Below are 25,996 nucleotides of genomic sequence, written 5' to 3'. Positions count from 1 at the left end.
TGGGTTCCCACCGTGCCCAGCCCCGCCATGCGTGGAATCGAAACCGATGCGGCCGACTCTAGGGCAGCGCATCGAAACATTCAACAAATTTGAAAGAAAAAAGAAGGAAATTCTCAAATAAACGAAAGATTGTGCAAGGCAATATTTTCGAAACGAGTGCTCATGCCGTCGGAATTCACAGGAATTTAGCTCCTCTCATCGTTAAGCTTTGCCGGCCCCGCAAATGCAAGCCCAGACCCAACTCCGACACACAATCTTTCCTTTTTCTTTCGTTATTTGACTTTTCGAAAGAAAACGCGGATCGTGCGCGCGCCTAACAGGAATCACGAATGGAAGCCGCCCTGCTCTCTGATTTATCCGTCTGGCAACACCTCGGCGGACGCCACACCGCCGAAGAAATCGCCCAGCAACCCGCGCTCTGGGACGAGCTGGCGGCTTCGCTCGATCGCACGCGCACACAGATCGACACCTTTCTCGGAGACTGGCTGCGCCAACCCGCGCATCGCGTGATCTTCACTGGCGCCGGCAGCTCCGGCTTCATCGCCGAGATGGTGGCCGACCAGATCAATGCGCAGTGGCCGGCCGACGTGCGCGCGCTGCACACGACCAGTTTGTTGACGCATCCAGCGCTGTACCTGGATCGCGAACGCCCGACGCTACTGGTGTCGTTCGGACGCAGCGGCTCCAGCCCGGAAAGCGTGGCCGCGGTGGAACTCGTCCACGAACGCGTGGCGCAGGCGCGCTTCCTCGACATCACCTGTAACGGCGAGGGCGAACTGGCGCGACGCGGCCAGGGCCGCGCGGATACGTTCACGCTGCTGATGCCGCCCGCCAGCTGCGATCGTGCCTTCGCGATGACCAGCAGCCTCAGCTGCATGTTGCTGGCGGCGCTGACCGTCTTCGACGCCGCGCCGTGGCCGGAACGCCTGCAACGTCTGCACGCACTCTCGGCCCATGGCCAACAGGCGCTGTCGGACTGGGACCCCGCCGTGACGTCACTGGCGCAATCGCCGTACACGCGCGTGATCTATCTGGGCAGCGGCCCGCTGGAAGCATTGGCGCGCGAATCCGCGCTCAAGACGCTGGAACTCACCGCCGGGCGCGTGCTGGCGCTGGCCGACACGCCGCTCGGTTTCCGCCACGGCCCCAAGTCCACACTCGATGCCAACACATTAGTCGTGATGATGCGAAGCGCGCAGCCGATCGCGCGCCGCTACGAGCAGGATCTGTTGGACGAGCTACGTCGCGACGGCATCGCCGGACGCGTGCTGTCGGTCGGACCACAGGCGAACGACGGCGAACCGACCGACCTCACCCTGGCTGTGCCCGCACTGCCCGATCCCTGGCTCGCGCCGCTATGGCTGACCATGGCGCAGCGCTACGCATTGCGACGTTCGGTGGCATTGGGCCTGTCGCCCGACAATCCTTTCCCGGACGGCACCGTCAATCGCGTCGTCCGGGGCGTGATCATCCATCGCCATGACCAGCTCTAATCCCGGTACGCGTGTTGGCACCGCCGCGCGGACCTATTACGGGCTCGACATCGGCGGCACCAAGATCGAATTGGTCGCCTGTGACGAGGCATTGGAAGTCCGCTATCGGCGCCGTATTCCCACGCCAACGCAGGATTACGAAGCTTTCCTGCATGCGGTCACCGAACTGATCCATGCCGCGGATACCGATCTTGGCAATGCCTGCCATGCCATCGGGCTCGGCATGCCGGGCGTGCGCGATCACGTCACGGGACGCCAGCTCAGTTCCAACGTGCCCGCGTTGACCGGTCGGCAAGTCGGCCAGGATTTGCAGGCGCGATTGCAACGCCCGCTGCATCTGGGCAACGACTGCCAGTGCTTCGCCTTGTCGGAAGCCTACGGTGGCGCGGCGGCCGACTATCCCAGCATGTTCGGCGCCATCCTCGGTACCGGCGCCGGCGGCGGTTATTGCCTTGAAGGCCGCCTGATCGCCGGCGGCAACGGCATCGCCGGCGAATGGGGCCATTGGACCATCCCCGCCACGCTACTGGAACGCCACGCGCTGCCGCTGCTGGACTGCGCCTGCGGGCTGCGCGGCTGCATGGAGCGTTACGTGTCCGGCAGCGGCCTTGAAATGATCCACCACCATCTCGGTGGCGAACATATCGATGCCGGCGCGGTCGCCATGCGTGCGTATGCGGGCGACGCCATCGCGTTGCAGGCGCTGGACGTCCATCGCGATCTGCTCGGCCACGGCCTCGCGGGCCTGGTGCTGTTGCTGGATCCGCACGTGATCGTGCTCGGCGGCGGCTTGTCGAAACTCGAACAGATCTATCAGGCGTTGCCCGCCGCGATCGCGACGCATCTGTTCGACGGCGTGCACGTTCCGCCGATCCTGCCGGCGGCGTTCGGCGACGCCGGTGGCGCGCGCGGCGCGGCCTTGCTGGCGCGCCAGCACAGCCCAGCGCCCTGATTTCCACTCGCCATTCCAGAGATCGCATCCATGTCCGCCGTCCAATCCCTCATTGCCGCCCATCGCCGTGGCGAGAACGTCGGCCTGTACAGCGTGTGCTGCAGCAACGAGCAGGTGCTGCTGGCCGCGATGCAGGTGGCGCGGCACTACGACACGGTGCTGCTGATCGAGGCGACCTCCAACCAGGTCGACCAATTCGGCGGCTACACCGGCATGACGCCGGCGCAATTCCGCGACTACGTATTGCGATTGGCGAACACGCAAGCATTTCCGGTCGAACGCCTGATTCTCGGCGGCGATCATCTCGGTCCGAATGCCTGGCAGAAGCGTCCGGCCGCCGAAGCCATGGCGCATGCGCGCGATCTGATCGCCGCCTATGTCGCCGCCGGTTTCCACAAGATCCATCTGGATTGCAGCATGTCCTGCGCCGACGACCCGACGCCGCTTCCCGACGAAATCGTGGCCGCGCGCTCGGCCGAACTGGCGCGGATCGCCGAACGCACCGCGACCGAAGCTGGATTGCCGCCACCTGTTTACGTGATCGGCACCGAAGTGCCGGTGCCGGGCGGCGAAGCTTCACTGGCGGGCGGTTTGGCGGTGACACGCCCGGAAGCGGCGGCGAAAACGCTGGAGATCCATCGCCAGGCATTCTCCGCGCCCAATCTCGCTGCCGCGTGGGAACGCGTGATCGCGATGGTGGTGCAGCCCGGCGTCGATTTCGACCACAGCGCCGTGCATCACTACGATCCACAGGCCGCCACCGCATTGTCGGCCTTCGTCGAGACGCAACCGCGCATCGTGTTCGAGGCGCATTCCACCGATTACCAGACCGAGGCGTCGCTGCACGCGCTGGTGCGCGATCACTTCGCCATCCTCAAGGTCGGCCCGGCCGCCACCTTCGCATTCCGCGAAGCCTTGTTCGCGCTGGCGGCGATCGAGGACGAACTCCTGCCGGCGGCGGAACGCTCGCAACTGGTGGACGTGCTGGACCGCTGCATGGTCGAGCATCCGGCGCATTGGCGGAATCACTACAGCGGCGATGAACACCAGTTGCGCCTGCTGCGCCGCTACGCGCTCAGCGATCGCTGCCGCTACTACTGGGGCGAGCCGGACGTGAGCGCGGCGGTGGACCGGCTGATCGGCAATTTGCAGCGGCACACACCGCCGCTGATCCTGTTGAGCCAGTTCATGCCCGAACAGCACAACGAGATCGTCGCCGGCCGGCTCACTCCCGACCCGCATGCCATGATCCAGCACAAGGTCTTCGGCCGACTGGCCGAGTACGCCCGCGCCTGCGCCCGCAATCGCGCCGGCGCGCGCGGCGAAAACGAAACTTCCGACGCCACGGCGCTTTCGGAAAGGTAAGCTTCCCCTTCCGAGACGCCCGAAAAGATCGCCATGCGAAACACCCGCCAACGCCGGCAACAGATCGTGCAGCTGCTGGTCCAGCACGGCAACGTCCAGGTCGCGGACCTGGTCGAGCGCTTCGACGTGTCCTCGGTGACGATCCGCGCCGACCTCACCCACATCGAATCGCAGGGCTTGGCCACGCGCAATCACGGTGGCGCCACCCTGGTGCGCACACCGCCGCAGGAGCGCGACATCCACGAGAAGGACGCGCTCAACCTGCCGCTGAAGGAATCGATCGGCGCGAGCGCGGCACAGTTGGTGAAACCCGGCGACAACATCATCATCGACTCCGGCTCGACCACGATGACGCTGGCACGCCATCTGCGTGAGCATCGCGACGTCACGGTGATGACCAACGGCCTCAACATCGCGTGGGAGCTCGCCAATGCACCGGGTGTGTCGTTGTTGCTCGCCGGCGGCACGCTGCGCAAGCAGTCGCTGTCATTGCATGGCAGCCAGGCCGAAGCCAGTCTCGGCGCCTACAGCTTCGACACCCTGTTCCTGGGCGTGGACGGGCTGGATTTGCAATTCGGCCTGACCACGCACCACGAAGCGGAGGCGAGTCTCAACCATCGCATGGTCGAGCGCGCGCGCAAAGTGGTGGTGCTGACCGACGCGTCGAAATTCGGACGGGTGAGCCTGCATCGCATCGCGCGGCTCGATCAGGTGCACACCGTCATCACCGACGACGGCATCAGCGGCGAATATCGCGAAGGGCTGCAGAAACTCGGCATCGAAGTGATCATCGCCGAACCTTCGCCCTGATCGGCCCCTTCACGACAGCCTGATTCAATCGTGACCCACGCCGGTGCCGCCGGACAACGCGCTCTATGCACGCAGGAACTGCCGCGTGCGCAGCAATGCATCGGCATCGCGGGTGTCCACCGATTGCGTCGGCTGTTCGGGCGAGAACTCGTAATGCCGCCTGGTCACGGGGCCCAGAACACGTACCCGGGCCCGCTCGCGGTATCGCAATGCCACGTGTCGGGTACCGGTTGATGCTTCCGGCGCCGTCCGGCCTGTCCCAGTGTTCGCTGCGGTGACGACGCCGGATCGAGGCTGAAGCCCCGGCACGGCACCCGGCATCGGCGCCGGCATCGCACTACGTTTTTGTCCGCAACATCCCATCCTCTTCTCCTTGATTCGGTTCGGGCAACGGCTGCATGACGACCTCCGGTTCGCCGATGCGCTCGCACAGGCAGGCCGCGCCGGACACGGCCAGCCAGACCAGACATGCGTCGAGTGGCTTCGTCGTCACCCACAGCGCGGCGGGCGCGGCCATCCACAAGCTCAGGCATTGGAAGCAGTCGAGCATCCGGCCCAGCACGCCATCGCCTAACCCCAGACGCAGGCGCGCGATCAGGTCGAACGGACCGTCTTCGCGCGCGAGCAGGTGTGTGAAGCGCCAGGTCGCGAGGATGGCGATCGTCAGCTTCAACCAGAAATCGCCGCCCTCGCCGATCATCATCTGCTCCCGTATGCGTGGCGCATCACCATTGGTGTCATCGCTTCAAAAAATTCACTGCACACACCCTTCCCGGGTTTGTGCAGTGATCGCGAGTCCGGGCTTATTCCCGGACCCGCTTCCATCGGATCGAGCACGCGTGCGCCTGATCCATGTGCACGCCTTCCATGACGTGCGGCAACGCCGGTTCCTTCCGCGTTGCCTCAGTCGATCGCCAGGGCGAAGGCTGCCGTCTCCTGCGCATGTGGGTAGTTCATGTTCGAACCGTCGGTGGTCTTGGCGTAGGTCGTCAGCGTGACGGCGAACGAACAGCGCGGCAGTACCGTCGGCGGATTGGGCGCGTCGAGCCGGGTCAGCATGTGCTCGAAGGTGTTGCTGCCGCTGTTGATCGGAAGCGCCGGCGGCTTGCCCACGTTGGCCGGGCTGAGCGGCGTCGGCAACGTCCCGATTCCACCGTTGGCGGCCGATGCGTTCAACCCGCGCAGCCAACCGATGCCGTGACCGTACTGGAAGCGCTGATCCGGCACGTAGGCGCGGTACTCGATCGCGAACGTGGAATCGTCCGGCCCATGCAGGAACTGGCACTCCTCGTCCGATGCATCGCTGTCCATCACCAGTCGCGTGATGTCGGCCACCGGTGCGCGGTTGTCCCAGCAGAACAGGTGCGTCAACGCCGCGTATGGCACCTCGACGGTGTCGTCGCCCACGCTGCCGCCGGGCTGGAACCAGCGACGGTACTTGAACGGCTTGACCACCTCCGTCCCTGACTGACCGGAAGCCGGCGCACCAAGCGGACGCAAACGTTGACCGGCCGCGTCAAACAGCTCAAGCGTAATCAGATGATTGGCGGCGGGGCTGGCGAGATCGGCGGCCGTGGGCACGTTCAAGTCCGCCTGCAACGTGTTGACCCGCGCGTGGTAACGCACCGTGCCAGTCCAGGGCTCGTCGCTGTAGGGAATGCGATACAGATTCGCCTCTCCACCCACCGTGTTGGGGCCCAGGGATTCGGGAACGATGTCGGCACCAACGATCTTCTGCCAGGCCAACCCATCCCCCTGGTAGTGACGTGGACCCACCGGGTTTCCGTCCGCATCGGCGCGGCAGATGCTGATGCGGTAGTAGTGCGCGCCGATCGAGGGATCGCGCAATCCGAGGCTGAAGTTGAAGGTCAGCTCGACGGCACCGCCCAGATTGCGCAAATGGCCGCTCGCGCTGGCATTCGGGAACAGCAGGCCCGAGGCCGCGTCCGGGGCCGCAACGCGGTCCCAACCCGTGGAGTCCGGCGTCGTCAGCTCGTGGCTTTCGGTATCGCCGATCAGGTCGAGGAAGACATACGCATCGCCATCACCAGTGCCCGTCTCGTTGCACGAATAGGCGTTGCCGTTGTACGTGGTGAGCACCGGCGTTTCACCGGCGGAGAACCAGGCGCCGGCGGTGAGGCCGTTGTAGATGGTCGTGGTCGTGTTGCCGATCGTCTGCTTCACCACATAGGCGTACTGCTCGTAGCAGTTGACCAGCAGCAGGCGCCACGGCTCGAGCCAGCAGATGTTGAAGGTGCCGTCCGGCTGGATCGTGCCGGTGGCGACCTTGCTGGCCTGGCCGCAACTGCACAACCGGTGCAGCAGGTAGGCGCGGCTCTGGATGTACTGCGCGACCTGGTCAGACGGCAACGTGCGCAGCATCTGCAGGTCGTTGCTCGCATTGATCGCCAGCTCGTTCATCGCACCGCCCTTGAAGAACGGCGTGCGCAGCGGATCGCCAACCGGCGGCGGAGGCGGCGGCGGGAAGCCGGGTTTGGGCTTCGGAAACTTCGGCAGACGCTCGACGTAGATCTCCAGATCACGGATCAGATCCGGAATCCGCGGATCGTCGATCACGATCGGCCAGCAGCAACATGTGCGACGATAGACCTCGACGGTGCCGAGGCACACTGGATAGCAGCGATACGGCCAGTAGATCAGGTCATTGAGCGAGGGTGAGAGCCGCTCGATCGACGAACTGACCGAGATATCGCGCGACACGATGGCATTGGTCAACACATTCTTCCGCGCCAGCACCGTGCCCGCCTTCGAGATGATGCTGTCGAACCACCACGGACGGCGCCGGCACACGCGCACGCTGCCGCTGACGCAGGTCCAGTGGAAATGGAACCGCGACCAGATACTTTCGGCCAGCGCGAGCCTGCCGTTCTTGATCTGCGCGAGGAACTCCTCGGCACGGTAGCTGATGGAAGCATCGACACGAACGCTGTCCTTCTCGTCGGGCGCGCCGATCACCACGCGATGGGCGCGCTTGAGCACCTCGGCCGAAACAGCGAAATTGCCGTCGTCGCCGATCTCTTGCGAATACAGCGCGGTGTTTTTGCGATCGAGCGCCTGCAGGAGGATCTTCGGTCGCTCGCTTCCCGCCGCGAAACCGACCAGTTCCAGTTTGTATGCGTCTTGCTTCCTGCCTGCCGTTTCCTGGCCGGGACCACTCTTGCTCATGACTTTCTCCTTGAGTTGGTTGCGGTCCTACGCCGGGTGCGACGTCACCGCGTGACACATGCCTGATGTGTGGTGTTCCGATGAATTGCGTGATGCAGCATCCCGGCGCCAATCCGCCATCCTGATTCCCGACGCGATCGCGACCGGGCTACGGGCTGCTTGCCTCTGTGTAGTGATGTCCGGGGGCGAAACGTTTCTCGCCGGGGCCGCTCTCGTGCACGAGGCGTGGAATACCGGCGCGGGCAATCCCGGAAAGGAAGCCAGGCCAAGCCACCGCCCGGCGAGGCCGGCGGACAGGGGGCTGGAATGGGGCCGGTTCCAGCTGAAACGTTTGGCCCTCGAAGGTCACTACATGAGGACGGGAGGGGGACGCCCGTAGCAAATCCACAAGGCCGGCGCGTTCGGCCAAGACGCAGACGTCAGTTAGGGATGGACTCGTGGCTATACTCGTTCTACCTCTGCAGCATCCGGGACGGGGAGACCCCATGCAGCACTCGGGGCGTGACCTCCACCGCTTCGACGGCGGCTACGTGCAGCGCCTGCGCGGCGGCGACTCCGAGACCGAGCGACATTTCGTCGGCTACTTCAAGGATCTGCTGCGGATCAAACTGCGTTCGCGGCTGCGCTCGCGCCAGCTGATCGAGGACGCCTGCCAGGAAACCTTCCTGCGCGTCTTCAAGACCCTGCGCTCCGGCGAGGAAATCCATTACCCGGAGCGCCTGGGCGCCTATGTCAACACCGTGTGCGATCACGTCCTGCTGGAGTTGTATCGCTCCGAGAAGCGTCATCCGACGATGTCGGACTCCGCGATCCCGGAAGTCGAGGACGATGCGCCGGTGGTCGAGGAACGACTGCTGGCCGTCGAACGGCGGACACTGGTGCGGCGCGTGATCGACGACCTCCCCGACCTCGACCGGCGCCTGATGCGGGCACTCTTCGTCGAGGAGCGCGACAAGGACGAAGTCTGCAAGGAATTCAAGGTGGACCGGAGCTACCTGCGCGTGCTGCTGCATCGCGCCAAGCTCCGTTTCCGGACCCTCTACCTGGCGCGGACAGAACCCGCCAGCCCTCGCGGATGAGCAAGATGGATCACGCCACAGCCATGCGAAAAGCGATCGCCGAAAGCTACGTCCTGGGCGAGCTGAGCGAGGAAGAGCGCGCCGAATTCGAGGAGCACTTCTTCACCTGCCCGGAGTGCGCCGAGGACATCAAGGCGCTCAGCCTCTTTCTCGACGACACCAAGGCCGTCCTCGGCAAGCAGTCCATGCGCCGCCGTCTGGCGAGCGCGACGCGACGCCTGCGGCAAGGGCCATGGCAGTCGCGGTGGCGGCTGCTGCCGGCACTCGCGGTGGCCGCCACGGTCGTGCTGTCGCTCGGCACGGTGATCTACCAGTCGGCCGTGACCATTCCGCAGCTGCGCGGCGAACTCGCGCATAGCCAGAACCTGCAGACCACGAGCTGGCATTTCCTGTCCGTCGCCCGCAGCGATCCGGCGGAGATTCGTGTGGGCCCACAACAGAACATGATCGGTCTTACACTGAGCCGCAGCGGCTACGAGTCTTCCGCGCGGTACCGGATCGACGTGCGCGATGCCAAAGGCACGCAAGTTCTCTCTTCTGTCGTTCCGGCGCCCACTACCGGCGATGAGCTGCAATTGTTGCTGCCGGTGTCGGGCCTGGCCTCCGGCCGGTACGCAGTCGAACTGTCGGGTCTCAACTCGCCTGATGCGCAAACCGTTGCATCCGAGCGCACCCGATACCTTTTCGTCCTGACACGCGAGGAAATGAAATGAGCCACGATAAAGATGAGCGCAGGTTTTGGTTCCGCGGCAGCACGATGGCCGTCGGCGGCCAAATTACCAGCCCCATACGAGAAAGCATCGAACCACAAGGCGCCTGCGTCCTGTCTCCCGGAGGCGGTTACGCTTCGGCGGCCGTCGAAAATTTCAATTTCAGGAACATCGTTCGCTTCGATCGCGTGACCAGTACTCTTTCTGGCCAAAAGGTGCGTCATGACGGCGGGCTGGCCGGTGAAACCCTGGTCACGACCGCCATCGAAGGGCTGAACATTCTCGATGTGATCACGGCCGACCGTGTCGTTGCCCGCATCACGTCCCAGCACAAGGAAAACGAACGCGAGTCGGAGATCCTTCCCTTCGGCAGCCAGTTCGAGAACTTGCGCATCGGAGGAATCCCGATCGAGCTGGAATCCTATCCCGAACTCCTTGGCGGCGGCCGATACAAGGAAATCACCCACTCGTCCCGCTCCGGCAGCTTCCCTTTCATCGACGCGAACGGCAATCCGATCAAGACAGAGGAACCGCAAGAGCAGAAGGAGTCACGTTTCCCATCCGATCGAACACTCCTGGCGCCGCTATTCCGTCTGGACAAGAAAAAAGGAGTCATCCCGGTCGGCTGCAGAACGAAAGGCCAGCACGGCATCCTCGTACCCGGCTTCGGCATCGTCTACCTCGGCGAATACCTCATCACACGTGACTCGCGTCAACTGACGATGTTGCGCATCGAACTCGGCTGCCCGATCTCTGGCAGTATCGTATGTGCAAATGCCATCGGCAACGGCCACTGGGATCCATAACACCGCGAACAAACTGTTTGCGCTGCTCGCGCTTTTCGTTGCCTCATGCGGCGCCGACAAGGTTCCCCTCGACAAGCTCTACGGCGATGGTTATCGCGAGTTTGAATCCGGTAACCTCAGCGCGGCAAAAGCGCTTGCCGAAGACGGATTGCGGCAAGCGCAAGAGACACGCCAGCCAGGATGGGCTTGGGCCTTCGAAGTATTGGACGCGGAGGTCCTGGTCGGCCAACGCCAGATCACGGCGGCACTGAGCCGGCTCGACACAGGCCTGTCCGCGGATCGGCCGCGCGACGTCGTGCTGGCGCGCGCGCTGATGACCCGCGGCTACGCGCGCTGCCACGCGCCCGATGGCGACAATGCCCCGACCCGTGCGCGAACCGATCTGGAAACGGCGGAGCGCATCGCCGAGGACCTAGGCAATGCCAGGCTCGTCGCCGAGGTGACGCTGCGGCGCGGCACCTGCGCCGCGCTACAAGCCGACCTCGTCACCGCGGAAGCATTCTTCCGCAAGACGATGGAAACGGCGGAGCGGCAAGGATTCCGCCTGATCGAAGCAAAGGCGGCAGGAAACCTTGGCAATCTCCGCATCAACGCGTCCGAATACGACGACGCGGTCCGCTGGCTTCGCCGCTCCGAGACACTGGCTTCCGGCCTCACCGCAGGCGGACTCCGCGCCAGGAATCTGGGCAGGCTCGGCTGGTGCTACTACCGGCTCGGCGACTACGAACGCGCCATCCAGGTGTTGTCCGAAGCCGAAGCACTCACGCAAAAACTCGGCTACGAAGGCGATCGCATGGTCGTCCTGGAAAATCTCGGGCAGACGCTGCAGCGCCAGGGCGACTACGCGCGCGCCAGCCGCAGCTATGCCCGCGCCGCCACCATCGCGCGGGAACTCGAGGATCAAAACGAGGCCGCGGAAACCCTGGCCGACATCCAGACCACACGCGCGGCTCTCGCGCTCGAACGCGGAAACTACGACGAAGCGGCCTCCCGCGCCGAAGAAGCACTCCGCATCCAGACCGAGCATCGGTTCTTCACCGGGCGACGTCCGACAACGTTGTTGCTGGGCGAAATCCGCGAACGGACGTTGCTGCTGCTCGGCGAGATCCGCGAGCGGCGCGGGGAATCGTCGCGAGCGGCGGCGCTCTACAACGAAGTCATCAGCCTCCCGAACGTCAAACCGGACATGGTGTGGGAAGCGCACGCCGCCCTGGCACGCCTGTACGCCCGCGACCGCCGCCCGGTCGAGGCCGAGGCCGAATACCGGAAGGCATTCGCGTTAATGGAGACTTCCCTCGCGCGGTTGCTGGAGGTGGAGCATCAACTCCCGTTCTTCTCCAACCTGGATCGCTTCTACGACGACTACGTGGATTTTCTCGTCGGACAGGGACGCACCGACGAGGCGTTGCGAGTCGCCGACGAGAGCCGCGCGCGATTGCTGCATGAGCGATTGCAGGGAACCGGCTCCGTTCCAGGGCGCCAGATCGACTACCCGCGGCTGGCTCGAGATTCCAAAGCGCTGCTGCTCTTCTACTCAACCGGTGCCGAGAAATCCTTCCTGTGGGCCATCGCCGCCGATGGCATCCAGCTGATCCCGCTGCCGGGCGAGAAAACCCTGGGCACGCTCGTCTCGACCTATCAGCAGCGAATCCTCAATTCCCGCGATCCCCTCGCCGAAGCCGCTCCCGAGGGCGCGGAGTTGTATCGGCTGCTGGTGCAGCCCATGGCGGCGGCGATGACGTCAGCGGAACGGGTGATCGTCGTCTCCGACGGCCCGCTCAATCCGCTCAATTTCGACACCCTGATTGTTCCCGGGCCTCACCCTCACTATCTGATCGAGGACGCAGCCCTGGCGAGAACCCCGTCGTTGCGACTGCTGCAAGTCGAAAGCGAATCGTCGCCCGCGCATGAACGCTCCCTGCTCGTCTTCGGCGATCCGGTGCCTCCGGACGCGGAATTCCCTGTGCTGCCATTCGCCGGCAAGGAAGTCGCATCGATTTCCAGATTGTTCAAATCCGGCAACCGCCTCGTCTACTCCGGACAGCAAGCGACGCCCTCCGCATATCGCGACGCCGATCCGAAGCGATTCACCTACCTCCATCTCGCCGCCCACGCGCAGGCGAATTCCGTGGTACCCCTCGACTCGGCCGTGGTCCTGTCCGCCGACGCCAGCGCATACAAGCTCTATGCTCGCGACGTCGTCACCGTTCCGCTCCACGCCGAACTCGTCACCCTCTCCACTTGCCGCAGCGCCGGCACGCGGACTTTCTCAGGCGAAGGATTGGTGGGCCTGTCCTGGGCGTTCCTGAGCGCCGGAGCGAAACGCGTCGTCGGCGGGCTGTGGCCGGTCGAAGACGCTTCCACCGCCGAATTGATGACGCATCTCTATCACCAGCTGGCGGCGGGCGCGGAACCCATCGCCGCGCTGCGCCTGGCCAAACTGGAACTGCTGCATTCCGGCACCGCGTACCGCAAGCCGTACTACTGGGCGCCGTTCGTCATCTACACCTCACGCCTTGCACCCGCTTCGCGATCGTGATTCCACCTCCGCGCATTGGCGTCCTTGCGCGGCGGTCCTTTAACCGCCGGCCGGGGATTGCGTGCAGGTATGCGATTTCCCGGCGGCCTGCAGCTGGACGAGACTACCGTTGCGATACAGAGACAGTTCCTCGCCGAGATAGGCATCGCCGCCGCCACCGGATGCGGACTCGGCGCGCGACAACATCGTCGAGCCCGTGGGCAGTTTCACCAGGGCACTGTATTTGTCGTAGGTGACGGTCACGCCGCTGCCATCGTCGCAGGCATACACGACCATGCTCCCTGGCGGCGCGTCAGGCGCAGGAGTCGTCGGTGCGGGCGCGACCGGCGCGGGCGTTGTCGGTTCGGCGGCAGGCAACGATGCCGACGCATCTTCCGCGGGTTGCGCGACTTCGGATTTCTCCGGCGACGAAGACGGGCTGCAAGCCGTCATCATCACGACCAGCATCAGCCCGGTCGTCACTCGCATTCTCCGACTCATCGCAGCTCTCCGCTCAGGGCATAGGCCGGCATCATAGTGCGTGTCGCATCGTCATGCAGGGCCGCGACCTCCGCCATCGAGCCGCGATCGCAATCCACGCGATGTCTCCGGCGGGATTGCCGCCAGCATCCGGACTTCGACGCTGCTCAAACCGTCCATGCGGAACGTGCGCGGCTGTTAACCGCGCTGGATCGAATCAAATTCATGCAAGTCGCGCTTACCGGCAAACGCCGCTAACCCGGATACCCGAGATTTTGCGGATTTTGTCGTCCGGACAGGAGGGGAACCCGGTCCTTTTGCACCGCAACAAGCCTAGCGTTTGTCAGTCGGCAGCCGCGCATCACGATATGTAACTAAACGTGCTAGAAGGGCCTTCCGGGAAGGCCGATTCGATCACGTCGGCTGGCCAGCCAATCGGCCGGACCCGGAAGGGGATATATGCGCAACGTGGGCAGTCAGGCAGGCATGGATCGTGCATCCAGGGCGGATTGCGCCCGACGATTTCGCATGTCGACACGGAAACAAATCCAATCCACTCATTGAAGTCTTTTAGGGGACAACGTCATGAGCCGCAAACAATCAGTATTCCTCAAGTCCTTGATCATCTCGGCATTACTCCTGCTCGCAAGCGGGAGCGCTTTTGCCCAGGCAACACGCACCTGGGTGTCAGGTGTGGGCGATGACGCCAATCCCTGCAGCCGCACCGCGCCCTGCAAGACATGGGCCGGCGCGATTTCAAAGACAGCCGCAGGCGGCATCATCAACTGCATCGATCCGGGTGGCTTCGGCACCGTGACGATTACGAAATCCATCACGATTTCATGCAAGCACGTCGAAGGATCGTCCCTGGCATCCAGCACCACGGGCGTCATCGTGAACGGAGCGAACATTGATGTCGTGCTTCGCGGCCTGGACATCGACGGCGGCTCGCCCACCTCGGCCGGCCTCAACGGCGTCCGATTCCTTCAAGGTGCATCGCTGATCGTGGACGATTGCATCATCCGTGATTTCAACGGAGCGGCGCCGAATGGCAACGGCATTATCGTCCTCAACTCGTCCTTGACCGCCGAAATTCATGTCATCAACTCCACCATCACCGGCAGTGGCAATGCCTCAAGCGGAGCCGGAATCAACATCGCTCCCACAGGCACAGGCGGTGCAAGGGTCTACATCACCAACTCCACGCTCTTGAACAACACGATCGGCCTGCGCACCAGCACTGCCGCGACGAGCGGCGCCATCGGCATCACGGTGGCGGACACATCGGCGACGGGCTCGCCTCTGCATGGCATCGTCGCGGAAGGAACCAGCGGCGCCATTCGCATGATGTTGAATAAAGTGGTGTCGGCCAACAACCTCGGCGACGGCGTGCAGGCGACGGGCGGCAACGCCATCATCAGAATCGGCAGCTCGACCGTGACAGGAAACGCCGGGACCGGCCTCATCGCTTCTGGCGGCGCTCAGTTGTTCACCTATGGAAATAATCAGGTCAATGGCAACACGACGGATGGATCGGGGACTGCTGTTGCTTTGAGATAGCGCCTGTTCCAGACGGCTGTTGCCTGCGAGCGCATCATCATTCGTGACTCCTCTTCATCTCCGCATCGCCCGTCGCCCAAGTGGCGGCGGGCTGGTGGCTCACTTCGGCACGGCGCAGTTCGCCAACACATGCGCGCGTGAAACCGACCAGTACAGGACCTTCCAACATTTGCCGCAGTCGCGCCAGTCGCGGCAAGGGCTGCATTGAACATGAGGGCGTCGGCATCAACCGGTTCACCTGGATGCTCCTGAATCTGATCCTTCGTTCTGCTGTTCAAACCGTTACGGGCCCCAGCTAGCCGGGTATTCGGCATGCGTGGGCAGATCTCCGCAGGGACAGCCCCAACGCGGCCGTGAACTCCAGAAAATATGATCTGTCGGCTCGACGGGAGGATCTGCGTCCAGCGATCCCGCCGGGACCATCACGAGCGCACCGCCACGGAACGGGCGCGGCACCGGCGTGCCGCATTGACGACAGAACCACTTGCCGAATGACTTGGCGGCGGGGAGATCGAAGCGCGAGATCAGCTCTGCGCCAGTCAGCCAACGGAAATTGCCGCAATCCACGACCAGATTGGTCGCGTGGGCGGTCCCGGAGCTTTTGCGACAGCGTAGGCAGTGGCAATGCACCATCACCCGGAAGTCCGGCCCCGCCTCGTACCGCACGGTGCCGCAAAGACAACTGCCTTGCACGAGATTCCCGTTCATGCGCCTCTCAATGCTCAATGTCAGTGCCGGTCCGGGTCCATCGGCGATCCGACCGGTTCGCTGTAGTCGTCCAGCCGGACTTCTGGCAGGGCGTAGGCATCCCTAAGCCACTCCGATACAGAATCCAGGGCCAACATCCGTGCAACCCAACGACTGACCCGGGGCCACGCTGCCAGGCTCGGCATGTGAGTGGTCAGGCGCTGAATCGTGGGAACAAACGCCAGGTCGGCCAGAGACAGCTTGCCGGTTAGGAATGGACCACCGCTTTCGGCGAGCTCCTTTTCCCAAACTGCAAACCCCCGCGCGGCGCCTTGTTGCTCCTCGGGCGTCATCGCTCGCTTGTTGGCATAGAAGGAGGCTTCAAAGGACAACCGCGGGCAGATGTTGGACAGCCCCGAGTGCTGCCATGCGAGCAGCGAGCGGCAATGCGCCCGCGCATGAATGTCCCGGGGGAGCAGCTTTCCGTTCGCCAACTCGTTTGCGTACTCCATGATCGCCAGGGAGTCGTAGATGACGATATCGTCCTCGACGAGGACCGGAACTGCGCCGGGTGGAGAGAACTTCGCGATCGCCGCCAGGTTGTCGAATCGTTGCGGGACACGGATGTCCACGATGATCTCTTCGAAAGGAACGCCTGCCTCGCGGAGTCCCAGCCAAGCCCGCAGGGCCCAGCTGGAAGCGTTCCGGGTACCACTGTAGAGAATGCGCTTCATGATTGACGTTAGTTGCCTAGCCAATTAGGCCAACGGGACGCGGCCCTTGCCTTCTGGATACTCGATATTTCAAGCGGCGATCGGGTTGCGCAGACTCACGTTGATCTGGTTCCAGGTGCGGATGGCGCAAATGGTGAACGTGAGCTTGGCAATCTCGTCGTCGCTGAAGTGCGCCTTCAGGCGCCCGAACGCGTCATCACTGAGGTCCGAATTCGGGATCGCGTTGACCCGCTCTGCCCATTCCAGCGCGGCGCGCTCGCGATCGCTGAAGAAGGGGGCTTCGCGCCAACCGGACACAGCGTTGACTTCGCGCGGTTCCATGCCGTGGTCGAGCAACAAACGCCAATGCATGTCGATGCAGTAGGCGCAGCCATTGATTTGCGACAAGCGGAGGAAGATGAGCTCCACCAGTCTCCCACCGAGCGAACTTTTCTTGACGAGGTCGGACAACTCGAGGACCTTCTGGAATTCCTCGGGTGCCAGCTTGTAGTAGACGACGCGGGGACCTTGACTCATGGAACTCGCCTCATTGGAATTAGGTTGTGGCGGTTGACGTTCTGACTGACGAAGCGTGCCGGCGTGAATGAGCTATCCGGGAGGACTTCGCGGTGTCTGCCGGGATGACGGGCATGTGTCGGAGCTGCTGCGCCGGCTTTCAGTCACGGTGTTTCCGCACAGAACAAGGCCGCCAGAGCACGCCAACGACAACAACGGTTGAATCGCCCGGATACGCACGGTCAATGCACCAGGTCGGCAGCGAAGATTCCACTGAGCATCGCCGGGGCGACGCCGTAGCCGGGATAGGTGGTCTGCCCGGCGAGATACAGGCCGGGAAGCGGGCTCTTATGCGAGAACTGCGCCCGCGCATCGGCCGCGGGAGACAGGCCGTAGATCGCTCCGCCGAACAGATGCATGTCACGCAGGAAATTCTTTGGACTGCGAATGCGTGTCACGGCAATGTCGAGATTGTGGAGACGCGAGAGCATGGCGATGGTCTCCTCGGCTACCCGCTGCGCGTGCAACTGGCTCCACTCGTCAGCCGGGATCGACTGATCGATCGCCGGGAATACTTCGATGACACTGCCGCCGGGAGGCGCCAGGCTGGGCATGGTGACCGTCGGTACGGAGTAGCAGAGCCACTTGGTTGTGCCAGACGGGGGAACGAGCAGCTCTCGCAACGATTCCATCTCCGGGATGTAGCCCATGAAATGGCTATCTGCATCAATGCGATTGCGCAGCCCCAGCTGAATGGAAAGCGACGTTTGGGACAGCGGTGCAAACGTCGCCTTGCGCACCTGCTTCATCGGCGAGTCGTTTCGGCGCAGGAGCGTCTGATAGGTCGCCATCGCGCTCGCTGTTGACACTACAGCGCTCGCGCTGACTTGACTGTCACCCGCGATGACGCCGGCGACGTGACCAGAATCGACGAGGATGCGCTCGACCGGCGTCTCAAGGTGAACCTCACCGCCCAGCTGCAGGAACTGCGTGCCCAGAACATGGCTGATGCGCCCCATGCCTCCTTCAGGCAGATAGAACTCATCAGCCAGCATCGCGACCAAGCCAATCAACTGCATGACTGGCGTGTCCTCGGGAGGCAGCCCCGTGTACAAAGTGACGCTGCCCATTGCCGCACGCACCGACGAGTCGGCAACCATCCGGTTCAGTTCGTCGGCAACCGTGCCCCGCAGCTTGGGTAGCTCCCGCCAGCCTTTCCACAGCAACCGAGGCAACGAGAAGGGCTGAACAATGATCTCTTTGGTCAGCAGATCGAGAAGTGGCCCCCAGCGCTCCCGTAGACGGAGCACATCCTGCTGCGGGCTCCGGCCTGAGCTCGGCAATGAACTATTGATGTGTTCGGAGTGGACCTGGCCGCCGTGCCGGAACCTGACGATAGCGTCGTCCGCCACTCGCGTGGTCTGCAGGTCGGTAATCTGCCGCAACGGCACCAATCCGGTGCGATCGATGCCCAGGCGTTCGAAGGCCGTGTCCAACAGCTTGGGCAAGGCAACGTAAAGCGCGCCGTTGTTGAACGAGAAGCCATTCGATTCCGTCGTTGTACAGCAACCACCGAGCCGGCTGCTGGCCTCGAACAGTGTCACGCGCCGCCCTTGCCGAAGCAGCGCAATGCCTGCACTCAAGCCGGACAAGCCACCGCCAACGATAACGATCCGATCTGCGCGCTTCATTGCGTAACCTCGTCGTGCTCTATGTTTTCCGCTTCCTCCATCGCCAACCGCAGTACGAACAGGAACGACTCCTTATCCGCCAGTTGAGGGGTGTATCTGCGAATGTTGAAAAGTCCGAGCATCGCCATGTAGATGCCACGAGCCAGTTGCAAAGCCTTCTGCTCCGACGCCCCCATTTGCCGGAACGCCTGGAGCAAGTAATCGACTCGTCTTGCATCGACCTGACGCACCGTGCGTGCGACCACTTGGTCCTGCGCAGCCCAATTGCGCATCGCTGCGTCTGTCTGGCCGATCGCAAAGTTGGATTTTGGGTGCAGTACCCGATCGAACAGGTCTTCGAGGCGCTTGCGAGGGGCAAGGCTGGCGGTGTCTTCGATCAAGCGCTGCGTGAACTCATGCTTCCACTGCTGGAGCATTGCCCCGAGCAGTTCATCGCGCCCGGAAAATCGCCAATAGAACGGACCTTTGCTGATGCCGAAAGTCTCGGCGAGGCGCTCGACCTTTACCGACTCGATTCCAGAAATTGCCAGCTGTCGTAGCCCTGCCGCAACCCAGTCCTCACGGGTGGGGCCCTTATCCCTGGTTGCCATTGCAGTCACCCACATTGGTTGCTTGCACGCCGTATACGGTACCGTATACGACGTGCATTGATCAATATACGGCGCCGTATACGAAATGACACACCCCAAAACATCGGCAAAAGAGTGGGAGTCCTCTCGCGCAGAATCGCCATCGACGCCCACCTACACGGGCGTATGATGTGCGCGGAGGGGAGCGGTATTTTTAGTCTTCGCTTGTAACTTGCCGGCCAAGACTCGGCAGGGACGAGTGGCCATCTCTATGATTTCCTGGCAACACCGCCCTTCGGAAGGGAACTTGTCTTTTTTGGACAAACTTCCTGGACGCCCATCAAGTTTTGGCCAAGGCGGCCGAACTTTATTGGATCGCGCAAATACGATCTCGACGCAAAGCGCTTGGTGGGCCCACCAGGACTCGAACCTGGAACCAAAGGATTATGAGTCCTCTGCTCTAACCATTGAGCTATAGGCCCGCGGTGGGAAGTTTAGTGGAGGCGGCAGGCTGACAGCCAGGATCGGCTAACCGCCTCTACCTCTCCGCGCGCCTCAACGTGCGGGCCTCAACGCGCAGACCTCAGCGTGCAGACATCGAATACGGCTGCCGCGACGGATGCGTGCCCCACTCGCGATCGGGTTGCGCCTGCATGGTGAAGCGCAGTTCGCCGCCGGCCATGAGTTCCTCGTGGCGCAGGAAGGCGCGGTCGAGGGGCTTACCGTTCAAGGTGGCCGTGCCGATGTAGGGATGGCGGGCGTCGAGGCCGTCGGCGATCACCGTGAAGCGCTTGCCGTTGGGCAGGTTGAGGGTGGCGCGCGGCAGGAAGGGGCGGCCGATGATGTATTCGTTGCTGCCGGGGGCGACGGGATAGAAGCCGAGCGCGGTGAAGACGTACCAGGCCGACATCTGGCCGAGGTCGTCGTTGCCGGCGAGTCCGTCCGGGCGCGGGGCGTATTGCGAATCCATGATCCGCTGCAGGCGTGCCTGCGTGCGCCAGGGCTGGCCGGCGTAGGCGTAGAGGTAGGCGACGTGGTGGCTGGGTTCGTTGCCGTGCGCGTACCAGCCGATCAGGCCGGTGATGTCTTCCATGTGCTCGAAGATCCTGGGATCGACCTTGGCGTTGAAGACCTGGTCGAGCTTGTCCAGCAGCTTGTCCGTGCCGCCATGCGCCTGCGCGAGGCCGGCGACGTCCTGCGGCACGTACCAGGAGTATTGCCAGGCATTGCCTTCGGTGTAGTCGGTGCCGTAGCCGCTGGCCGTGGCGTCGAAGGGTTCGCGGAAGCTGCCGTCGCGCTTGCGCGCGCGCATGAAGCCGGTCGCCGGATCGAAGGCGTTGCGCCAGTTGCCGGCGCGCTTGCCGAATTCCTTCGCGATGTCGCCGCGCCCCATCGTCTCGGCCATGCGGGCGATGGTCCAGTCGTCGAAGGCGTATTCCAGCGTCTTCGAGGCGGCCTCGCCTTCCTCGTCGATCGGGACGTAGCCCAGTTCACGATACTGGCGGATGCCGTCGTATGGGCCGTAGTTGGCGCTCGCCACCATCGCATCGAGGGCTTCGCTGGTGTCGTAGCCGCGGATGCCCTTCATGTAGGCGTCGGCGATTACCGGCACGGCGTGGTAGCCGATCATGCACCACGTTTCCAGGCCGTGGAACGCCCAGACCGGCAGAACGCCGTAGGGGCTTTCGCGGCGCGAGGCGAGCAGCGAATTGACGATGTCGTTGGTGCGCTGTTCGGGCTGCGCGATGGTGAGCAGCGGATGCAGGGCGCGGTAGGTGTCCCACAGCGAGAACGTGGAGTAGTGCGTGTAGCCCTTGGCCTGATGCACGGCGTTGTCGGGGCCGCGGTAGCCGCCGTCGCTGTCCATGAACAGGCTCGGGCCCATGAAGCTGTGATAGAGCGCGGTGTAGAAACTCTTGCGCATCGGCTCGGGCGCGTCGACGTCGATCGCGGACAAAGCCTGCGCCCATTGCGCTTTCGCCGCCGCGCGCACGCCGTCGAAATCCCAGCCCGGAACCTCGGCATCGAGGTTGGCGATGGCGCCTTCCTCGCTGACCGGCGAGATCGATACCTTCACCAGCAAGGGTTCGCGCAAGTCGTCGCCGAAGTCGAAGCTGCCGACCAGCTGGCGGCCTTCGATCTGCGCGCGCTCGCCCGGCGCCTGTTCGCCCGGTGGCGGGAAGCCCTTGTAGGGAATGTCCTGCTCGGTGTTGTGGAAGGCATGGCCGCGTAGCGGCTTGGAGAACCGCATCGCGAAATACAGCTGCCGCCCCGGCGCCCAGCCGCGCGTTTCGCGGAAGCCGGTCACCGTGCCGTCCGCGCGCAGGCGCAGACGCGACCACGAGATCTTGCCGGGGTAGTCGTACATCGAAGTGCGCAGGTCGATCAGCACATGCGCGGGCTTGCCTTGCGGGAAACGGTAGCGATGCACGCCGACGCGCGGGCTGGCGGTGAGCTCGGCGCGCACGCCGTAGTCGTCCAGCGTGACGGCGTAGTAGCCCGGTTCGGCGCGCTCGTCGTCGTGGCGGAAGCGCGAGGTATAGCCGCTGCCGGATTTGTCGGCTTCGCCGCGCTCCAGCTTTACCTCGCCGGCGATCGGCATCAGCAGCACGTCGCCGAGATCGGAATGGCCGGTGCCGGAGAAATGTGTGTGCGAGAAGCCGACGATGGTGTGGTCGTCGTAGCGGTAGCCGGCCGCCCAGCCGTAGGCGTCCTTGCGCGGTTTGATCTGGGTGTCCGGGCTGAGCTGGATCATGCCGAAGGGCACGACGGCGCCGGGGAAGGTGTGGCCCTCGCCGCCGGTGCCGATGAAGGGGTCGACCGCGGCGACGGCCCGCGCTCCCGCTTCGGAGGAAGGCCCGGTCGCCGCCATCGCCATTCCCGTCATGAGCAATGCGCTCATCGTCATCACCACTCCGAACCCGCGCTTGGCCATCATCGTCGCGTCATCTTTGGATCGTTCCAAACAAAACCCTATCATGGGGGCCGGATCGCCCCATGCTGCGCCGCAAAATGCCATGGGAACCGTTTACCGGCACCATGCGCTCGGATTTAGACCGATCTAAAAGAAATGTTCGCCACCCCGAAGCCGGTCCAACGCCTCGCCCCCGCCGCTGCGATCGCGGCCTGTGGAATCGCGTCGACGCCGTTGCCGGGGATGTCGCGCGCCTGTCCGGCGCGCTCCCTGCCCGAGCGCACGCGAAGGCACGCCCGCCGTTCCTCCGGAGCCCATCCATGAGTCGACAGCAACGCGATCTCTCCCACTCCGCGGCCATCGCGGTGGTGAGCCTGATCTTCTTCACCTGGGGCGGGCTCACCAGCCTCAACGACGTGCTGATCCCGCATCTGAAAGCCGTCTTTCAGATGAACTATTTCCAGACGATGCTGATCCAGATGACGTTCTTCGGGGCGTACTTCCTGATGTCGCTGCCGTCGGGCGCGGTGGTGGCGCGGGTCGGTTACAAGTCGAGCATCGTGATCGGGCTGGTGGTGGCGGCGGTCGGCGCGGCGATGTTCTATCCGGCGGCGCGGCTGCCTTCGTACCCGCTGTTCCTCTCGGCGCTGTTCGTGCTGGCCAGCGGCATCACGCTGCTGCAGGTGGCGGCCAATCCCTACATCAGCCTGCTGGGCGAGCCGGCCGGTGCGCCGAGCCGTCTGAATCTGGCGCAGGCGTTGAATTCGCTGGGGACCACGCTGTTCCCGTTCGTGATCGGGCCGCTGATCCTCTCGGCCGCGGTGCTCGGTGCCGAGCAACTCGCCGCGATGAGCGTGACGGAACAAGCGGCCTATCGCGCGCAACAGGCGCAATCGGTGCAGGTGCCCTATCTGGCGCTGGCGGGCGGCCTGCTAGTGCTGGCGGTCTTCGTGCTGCTGATGCGCATCCCCTCGCTGCGCGAGGCGACCGATCGCGGCGACGAAACCCACCACACCTTCGGCGAAGTGTTGCGCTTTCCGCATGTGCGCTGGGGCGTGCTGGCGATCTTCGTCTACGTCGGCGCCGAGGTCTCCATCGGCAGCTTCCTGATCAACTACATCTCCAGCCCGCAGACCGGCGGCCTCACCGAGGCCACGGCGAGCCGCTATCTCTCCTTCTACTGGGGCGGCGCAATGATCGGCCGCTTCATCGGCGCGCTGCTGCTGCGCACGATCGATGCGCGCAGGCTGCTGGCGATCTTCGCCGGCATGACGCTGCTGTTGCTGGCGACCACGATGTCGACCAAGCACGACGTCGCGATGTGGAGTGTGCTCGCGATCGGCCTGTTCAACTCGATCATGTTCCCCACCATCTTCACCATCGCCATCGAGCGGCTGGGGCCGATGACCAGCAAGGCGTCGAGCCTGCTGATCATGGCCATCGTCGGCGGCGCCATCATCCCCTTGCTGCAGGGCTGGCTCGCGGATCACATCGGCATCCAGCACGCCTTCGTGCTGCCGCTGATCTGCTACGCCTACATCGCCTGGTACGGATTGCGCGGTTCACGCCTCGCGGGTGACCTTCCAGTCGCCGCGGGCACGGCGCGCGTCGCGGGGCCGATGCACTGATGCCCACCACCCGCACCGCTGCACGCTCGATCATCGCCTGCTTCGGCGAAGCCCTGATCGATTTCCTCGCCCGTCCCGCGAAAGCGGCGGGCGAGCCGCGCCAGTTCGCCGAATACGCCGGCGGCGCGCCCGCCAATGTCGCCGTCGGCGTCGCCCGTCTGGGCGGGCAGGCGCGCTTCATCGGCATGCTCAGCACCGACATGTTTGGTGATTTCCTGCTCTCGCAATTTCAAGGCTACGGCGTCGACACCGCGCAGGTGCGGCACACCGATGCCGCGCGTACCGCGCTGGCCTTCGTCTCGCTCGGCAATGATGGCGAGCGCAGTTTCAATTTCTATCGTCCGCCGGCGGCCGATCTGCTGTTCCAGCCGCAGGATTTCGACGGCGAAGCCTTCGCCGACACGGCGATCTTCCACGTCTGCTCCAACAGCCTCACCGCGCCCGCCATCGCCGGCACGACATTGCATGGCATGGAATTGGCCGCGCGCGCCGGCGCGCTGGTCAGCATGGACCTGAACCTGCGTCCGTCGCTGTGGCCCGCCGATGTCGATCCGACGCCGACGCTCTGGCATGCGCTCGCGTCGGCGCATCTGGTGAAGCTCAGCCGTGAGGAGTTCGTCTTTCTGGCGAACGGCGGCGACGAGAATGCCGTGATCGCGCGCCTGTTCGAAGGCGTGACGCAAACGGCGATCGTCACCGACGGCCCCGCGCGCATCCGCTGGTGGACGCGCGAGGCTTCGGGTTCGGCGGATACCTTCCCTATCGACGCCGTCGACACCACCGCCGCCGGCGATGCCTTCGTGGCCGGTCTGCTGCAGCGACTCACGGTGCACGCCGTCACCACGGACACCTTGAGCCGCGCCTTCGCGGACGATGCCACGCGCCAGGACCTGCTGCGCTACGCGGCGGCGGCCGGCGCGCTGGCCACCACACGCTTCGGTGCCTTCGCCGCGTTGCCGACGCATGGCGAGGTGCAATCCCTGATCGAAGGAAGCAAGCCATGAATCTCCCCGCGACGCCCATCCCCGACTTCGGCGATCCCGCTTTCCTGCGCGCGCACATCGCCGACACGATGGCGTTCTATCATCCTCGCTCGATCGATCCGGCGGGCGGCTTCTTCCACTATTTCCGCGACGACGGCAGCGTCTACGACGCCACGCACCGGCATCTGGTCAGCAGCACGCGCTTCGTCTTCAACAATGCGATGGCGGCGCGCGAGTTCGCCGATTCACCACTCGCCGCCGAATATCTCAATGCCGCATCACACGGCCTGCGCTATCTGCGCGAGGTGCATCGCGACGCCGAAAGCGGCGGCTACGCATGGACGCTGCGCGACGGCAAGCCGGAAGACCGCACCTATCACGCCTACGGCGTCGCCTTCGTGCTGCTCGCCTACGCGACCGCGCGCAAGGCGGGCCTGGATACCGCGGCGTGGATGGACGAGACCTGGGAGCTGCTCGAATCGCGCTTCTGGGACGCCGATGCGGGCCTGTATCGCGACGAAGCCGACGCGCAATGGCGTTTCTCCGATTATCGCGGCCAGAACGCCAACATGCACATGTGCGAGGCGATGATCGCCGCGTTCGAAGCGAGCGGGGAAACACGCTATCTTGAACGCGCGTTGACGCTCGCCGATCACATGACGCGCCGACAGGCCGCCAAGGCCGGCGGTCTGGTGTGGGAGCATTACGACCGCGACTGGAACGTCGACTGGGATTACCACCGCGACGATCCCAAGCACCTGTTCCGCCCTTGGGGCTTCCAGCCCGGGCATCAGGTCGAATGGGCGAAGCTGCTGATGCTGTTGCAAGAGCATCTCGGCGCAAAACAGCAGGCGCCGGCGTGGCTGATCCCGACCGCACGCCATCTGTTCGATGCCGCGCTCGACAACGGCTGGGACGAGACGTTCGGCGGCATCGTCTACGGATTCGCGCCGACCGGCCTGGAGAAACCCGGCGCGGATGGACAGGCATTCGCGCAAGGCTTCACGTCCACCACCGTCTGTGACGACGACAAGTATTTCTGGGTGCAGGCCGAGGCGCTCGCCGCCGCCGCGCGGCTGTTCGCGGTCACCGGCGATGCGCGTTATCGCGGTGAATACGAGCGCATCTGGCGCTATTCCTGGCAGCACCTCGTCGATCATCGCTACGGCGCCTGGTACCGCATCCTCGATCGCCAGAACCGCAAGTACAGCGACGAGAAGAGCCCGGCCGGCAAGACCGACTATCACACGATGGGCGCCTGCCACGACGTGCTGGCGGTGATGCGCGGGGCACCCGGGGCGTTCAGTCGCAAGAGCTGAGACGTCGCGGGAGTAGG

22 protein-coding genes and 1 tRNA gene are annotated in these 25,996 nt (G+C 64.1%); 13 read left to right on the top strand and 10 right to left on the bottom strand.

Annotation, left to right across the window (positions count from 1 at the left end; all coding sequences use genetic code 11):
• Positions 1 to 329: 329 nt before the first annotated feature.
• The 4 genes from AC1RNP_RS13315 to AC1RNP_RS13300 are packed head-to-tail and all read left to right on the top strand — an operon-like array spanning position 330 to position 4,620.
• A complete protein-coding gene (locus tag AC1RNP_RS13315; protein WP_493051747.1) occupies positions 330 to 1,493 on the top strand; it encodes an SIS domain-containing protein in 1,164 nt (387 codons plus the stop codon).
• Positions 1,480 to 2,445: an ROK family protein gene (locus tag AC1RNP_RS13310; RefSeq protein WP_493051746.1), complete on the top strand. Its 966-nt coding sequence runs from the start codon at positions 1,480 to 1,482 to the stop codon at positions 2,443 to 2,445. Before AC1RNP_RS13315 ends, AC1RNP_RS13310 begins: the two co-directional genes overlap by 14 nt.
• A 30-nt stretch (positions 2,446 to 2,475) precedes the next feature.
• The gene (locus AC1RNP_RS13305) at positions 2,476 to 3,810 is read left to right on the top strand and encodes a D-tagatose-bisphosphate aldolase, class II, non-catalytic subunit (protein ID WP_493051745.1); all 1,335 of its coding nucleotides are present in this window, start codon (positions 2,476 to 2,478) and stop codon (positions 3,808 to 3,810) included.
• A gap of 33 nt (positions 3,811 to 3,843) precedes the next feature.
• A complete protein-coding gene (locus tag AC1RNP_RS13300) occupies positions 3,844 to 4,620 on the top strand; it encodes a DeoR family transcriptional regulator (protein WP_493051744.1) in 777 nt (258 codons plus the stop codon).
• Between the two features lie 337 nt (positions 4,621 to 4,957).
• Here the strand turns inward: AC1RNP_RS13300 and AC1RNP_RS13295 are convergent, their stop codons facing one another.
• Positions 4,958 to 5,320, bottom strand: coding sequence for a hypothetical protein (locus AC1RNP_RS13295; RefSeq protein WP_493051743.1), 363 nt, complete (start codon positions 5,318 to 5,320; stop codon positions 4,958 to 4,960).
• A gap of 203 nt (positions 5,321 to 5,523) precedes the next feature.
• Positions 5,524 to 7,806, bottom strand: coding sequence for a hypothetical protein (locus AC1RNP_RS13290; RefSeq protein WP_493051742.1), 2,283 nt, complete (start codon positions 7,804 to 7,806; stop codon positions 5,524 to 5,526).
• Positions 7,807 to 8,291: 485 nt separating this feature from the next.
• On the opposite strand from AC1RNP_RS13290, the gene AC1RNP_RS13285 reads away from it, so the two are divergent.
• Genes AC1RNP_RS13285 through AC1RNP_RS13270 form a run of 4 tightly spaced genes read left to right on the top strand, consistent with a single transcriptional unit; the run spans position 8,292 to position 12,940 of the window.
• The gene (locus AC1RNP_RS13285) at positions 8,292 to 8,885 is read left to right on the top strand and encodes an RNA polymerase sigma factor (RefSeq protein WP_493051741.1); all 594 of its coding nucleotides are present in this window, start codon (positions 8,292 to 8,294) and stop codon (positions 8,883 to 8,885) included.
• Positions 8,882 to 9,598 carry a zf-HC2 domain-containing protein gene (locus tag AC1RNP_RS13280; RefSeq protein WP_493051740.1) on the top strand — a complete coding sequence of 239 codons (717 nt, stop codon included), beginning with the start codon at positions 8,882 to 8,884 and terminating at the stop codon, positions 9,596 to 9,598. The genes AC1RNP_RS13285 and AC1RNP_RS13280 overlap by 4 nt, the downstream gene beginning before the upstream one ends.
• Positions 9,595 to 10,401, top strand: coding sequence for a choice-of-anchor P family protein (locus AC1RNP_RS13275; RefSeq protein WP_493051739.1), 807 nt, complete (start codon positions 9,595 to 9,597; stop codon positions 10,399 to 10,401). Before AC1RNP_RS13280 ends, AC1RNP_RS13275 begins: the two co-directional genes overlap by 4 nt.
• Positions 10,370 to 12,940 carry a CHAT domain-containing protein gene (locus AC1RNP_RS13270; RefSeq protein WP_493051738.1) on the top strand — a complete coding sequence of 857 codons (2,571 nt, stop codon included), beginning with the start codon at positions 10,370 to 10,372 and terminating at the stop codon, positions 12,938 to 12,940. The genes AC1RNP_RS13275 and AC1RNP_RS13270 overlap by 32 nt, the downstream gene beginning before the upstream one ends.
• Positions 12,941 to 12,979: 39 nt before the next feature.
• Here AC1RNP_RS13270 and AC1RNP_RS13265 read toward each other — a convergent pair whose 3' ends face one another.
• Complete coding sequence (locus AC1RNP_RS13265) at positions 12,980 to 13,420, bottom strand: hypothetical protein (protein WP_493051737.1); 441 nt, start codon at positions 13,418 to 13,420, stop codon at positions 12,980 to 12,982.
• Positions 13,421 to 13,984: 564 nt separating this feature from the next.
• On the opposite strand from AC1RNP_RS13265, the gene AC1RNP_RS13260 reads away from it, so the two are divergent.
• The gene (locus AC1RNP_RS13260; RefSeq protein WP_493051736.1) at positions 13,985 to 14,959 is read left to right on the top strand and encodes a hypothetical protein; all 975 of its coding nucleotides are present in this window, start codon (positions 13,985 to 13,987) and stop codon (positions 14,957 to 14,959) included.
• A gap of 282 nt (positions 14,960 to 15,241) precedes the next feature.
• Here AC1RNP_RS13260 and AC1RNP_RS13255 read toward each other — a convergent pair whose 3' ends face one another.
• From AC1RNP_RS13255 to AC1RNP_RS13225, 7 genes are all read right to left on the bottom strand, one after another.
• Complete coding sequence (locus AC1RNP_RS13255) at positions 15,242 to 15,667, bottom strand: GFA family protein (protein ID WP_493051735.1); 426 nt, start codon at positions 15,665 to 15,667, stop codon at positions 15,242 to 15,244.
• Positions 15,668 to 15,687: 20 nt separating this feature from the next.
• A complete protein-coding gene (locus AC1RNP_RS13250) occupies positions 15,688 to 16,380 on the bottom strand; it encodes a glutathione S-transferase family protein (protein WP_493051734.1) in 693 nt (230 codons plus the stop codon).
• A gap of 69 nt (positions 16,381 to 16,449) precedes the next feature.
• Positions 16,450 to 16,896: a carboxymuconolactone decarboxylase family protein gene (locus AC1RNP_RS13245; protein WP_493051733.1), complete on the bottom strand. Its 447-nt coding sequence runs from the start codon at positions 16,894 to 16,896 to the stop codon at positions 16,450 to 16,452.
• A 221-nt stretch (positions 16,897 to 17,117) separates the two neighbouring features.
• Positions 17,118 to 18,566, bottom strand: coding sequence for a phytoene desaturase family protein (locus AC1RNP_RS13240; RefSeq protein WP_493051732.1), 1,449 nt, complete (start codon positions 18,564 to 18,566; stop codon positions 17,118 to 17,120).
• Entirely contained in the window at positions 18,563 to 19,156 is a 594-nt protein-coding gene (locus AC1RNP_RS13235) for a TetR/AcrR family transcriptional regulator (protein WP_493051731.1), read from the bottom strand. Before AC1RNP_RS13235 ends, AC1RNP_RS13240 begins: the two co-directional genes overlap by 4 nt.
• A gap of 385 nt (positions 19,157 to 19,541) precedes the next feature.
• Positions 19,542 to 19,617: transfer RNA gene (locus AC1RNP_RS13230), tRNA-Ile, on the bottom strand.
• A 101-nt stretch (positions 19,618 to 19,718) separates the two neighbouring features.
• Positions 19,719 to 22,022, bottom strand: a complete 2,304-nt coding sequence (locus AC1RNP_RS13225) for a GH92 family glycosyl hydrolase (protein WP_493051837.1) — start codon at positions 22,020 to 22,022, stop codon at positions 19,719 to 19,721.
• On the opposite strand from AC1RNP_RS13225, the gene AC1RNP_RS13220 reads away from it, so the two are divergent.
• The 4 genes from AC1RNP_RS13220 to AC1RNP_RS13205 all read left to right on the top strand — a co-directional run bounded on the left by AC1RNP_RS13220 (position 22,021) and on the right by AC1RNP_RS13205 (position 25,979).
• The gene (locus AC1RNP_RS13220; protein ID WP_493051730.1) at positions 22,021 to 22,200 is read left to right on the top strand and encodes a hypothetical protein; all 180 of its coding nucleotides are present in this window, start codon (positions 22,021 to 22,023) and stop codon (positions 22,198 to 22,200) included. The genes AC1RNP_RS13225 and AC1RNP_RS13220 overlap by 2 nt on opposite strands.
• A 169-nt stretch (positions 22,201 to 22,369) precedes the next feature.
• On the top strand, positions 22,370 to 23,677 hold the full coding sequence (locus tag AC1RNP_RS13215; protein WP_493051729.1) for a sugar MFS transporter: 1,308 nt from the start codon (positions 22,370 to 22,372) through the stop codon (positions 23,675 to 23,677).
• A complete protein-coding gene (locus tag AC1RNP_RS13210) occupies positions 23,677 to 24,681 on the top strand; it encodes a carbohydrate kinase family protein (RefSeq protein ID WP_493051728.1) in 1,005 nt (334 codons plus the stop codon). The genes AC1RNP_RS13215 and AC1RNP_RS13210 overlap by 1 nt, the downstream gene beginning before the upstream one ends.
• Entirely contained in the window at positions 24,678 to 25,979 is a 1,302-nt protein-coding gene (locus AC1RNP_RS13205) for an AGE family epimerase/isomerase (protein WP_493051727.1), read from the top strand. Before AC1RNP_RS13210 ends, AC1RNP_RS13205 begins: the two co-directional genes overlap by 4 nt.
• The last annotated feature ends 17 nt before the right edge of the window (positions 25,980 to 25,996 follow it).

This window comes from Luteimonas sp. GW821-FHT14E02 (genome assembly GCF_058803905.1).
Note: the sequence above shows the minus strand (reverse complement) of the source record. Positions and strands in the feature narration are given on the sequence as shown.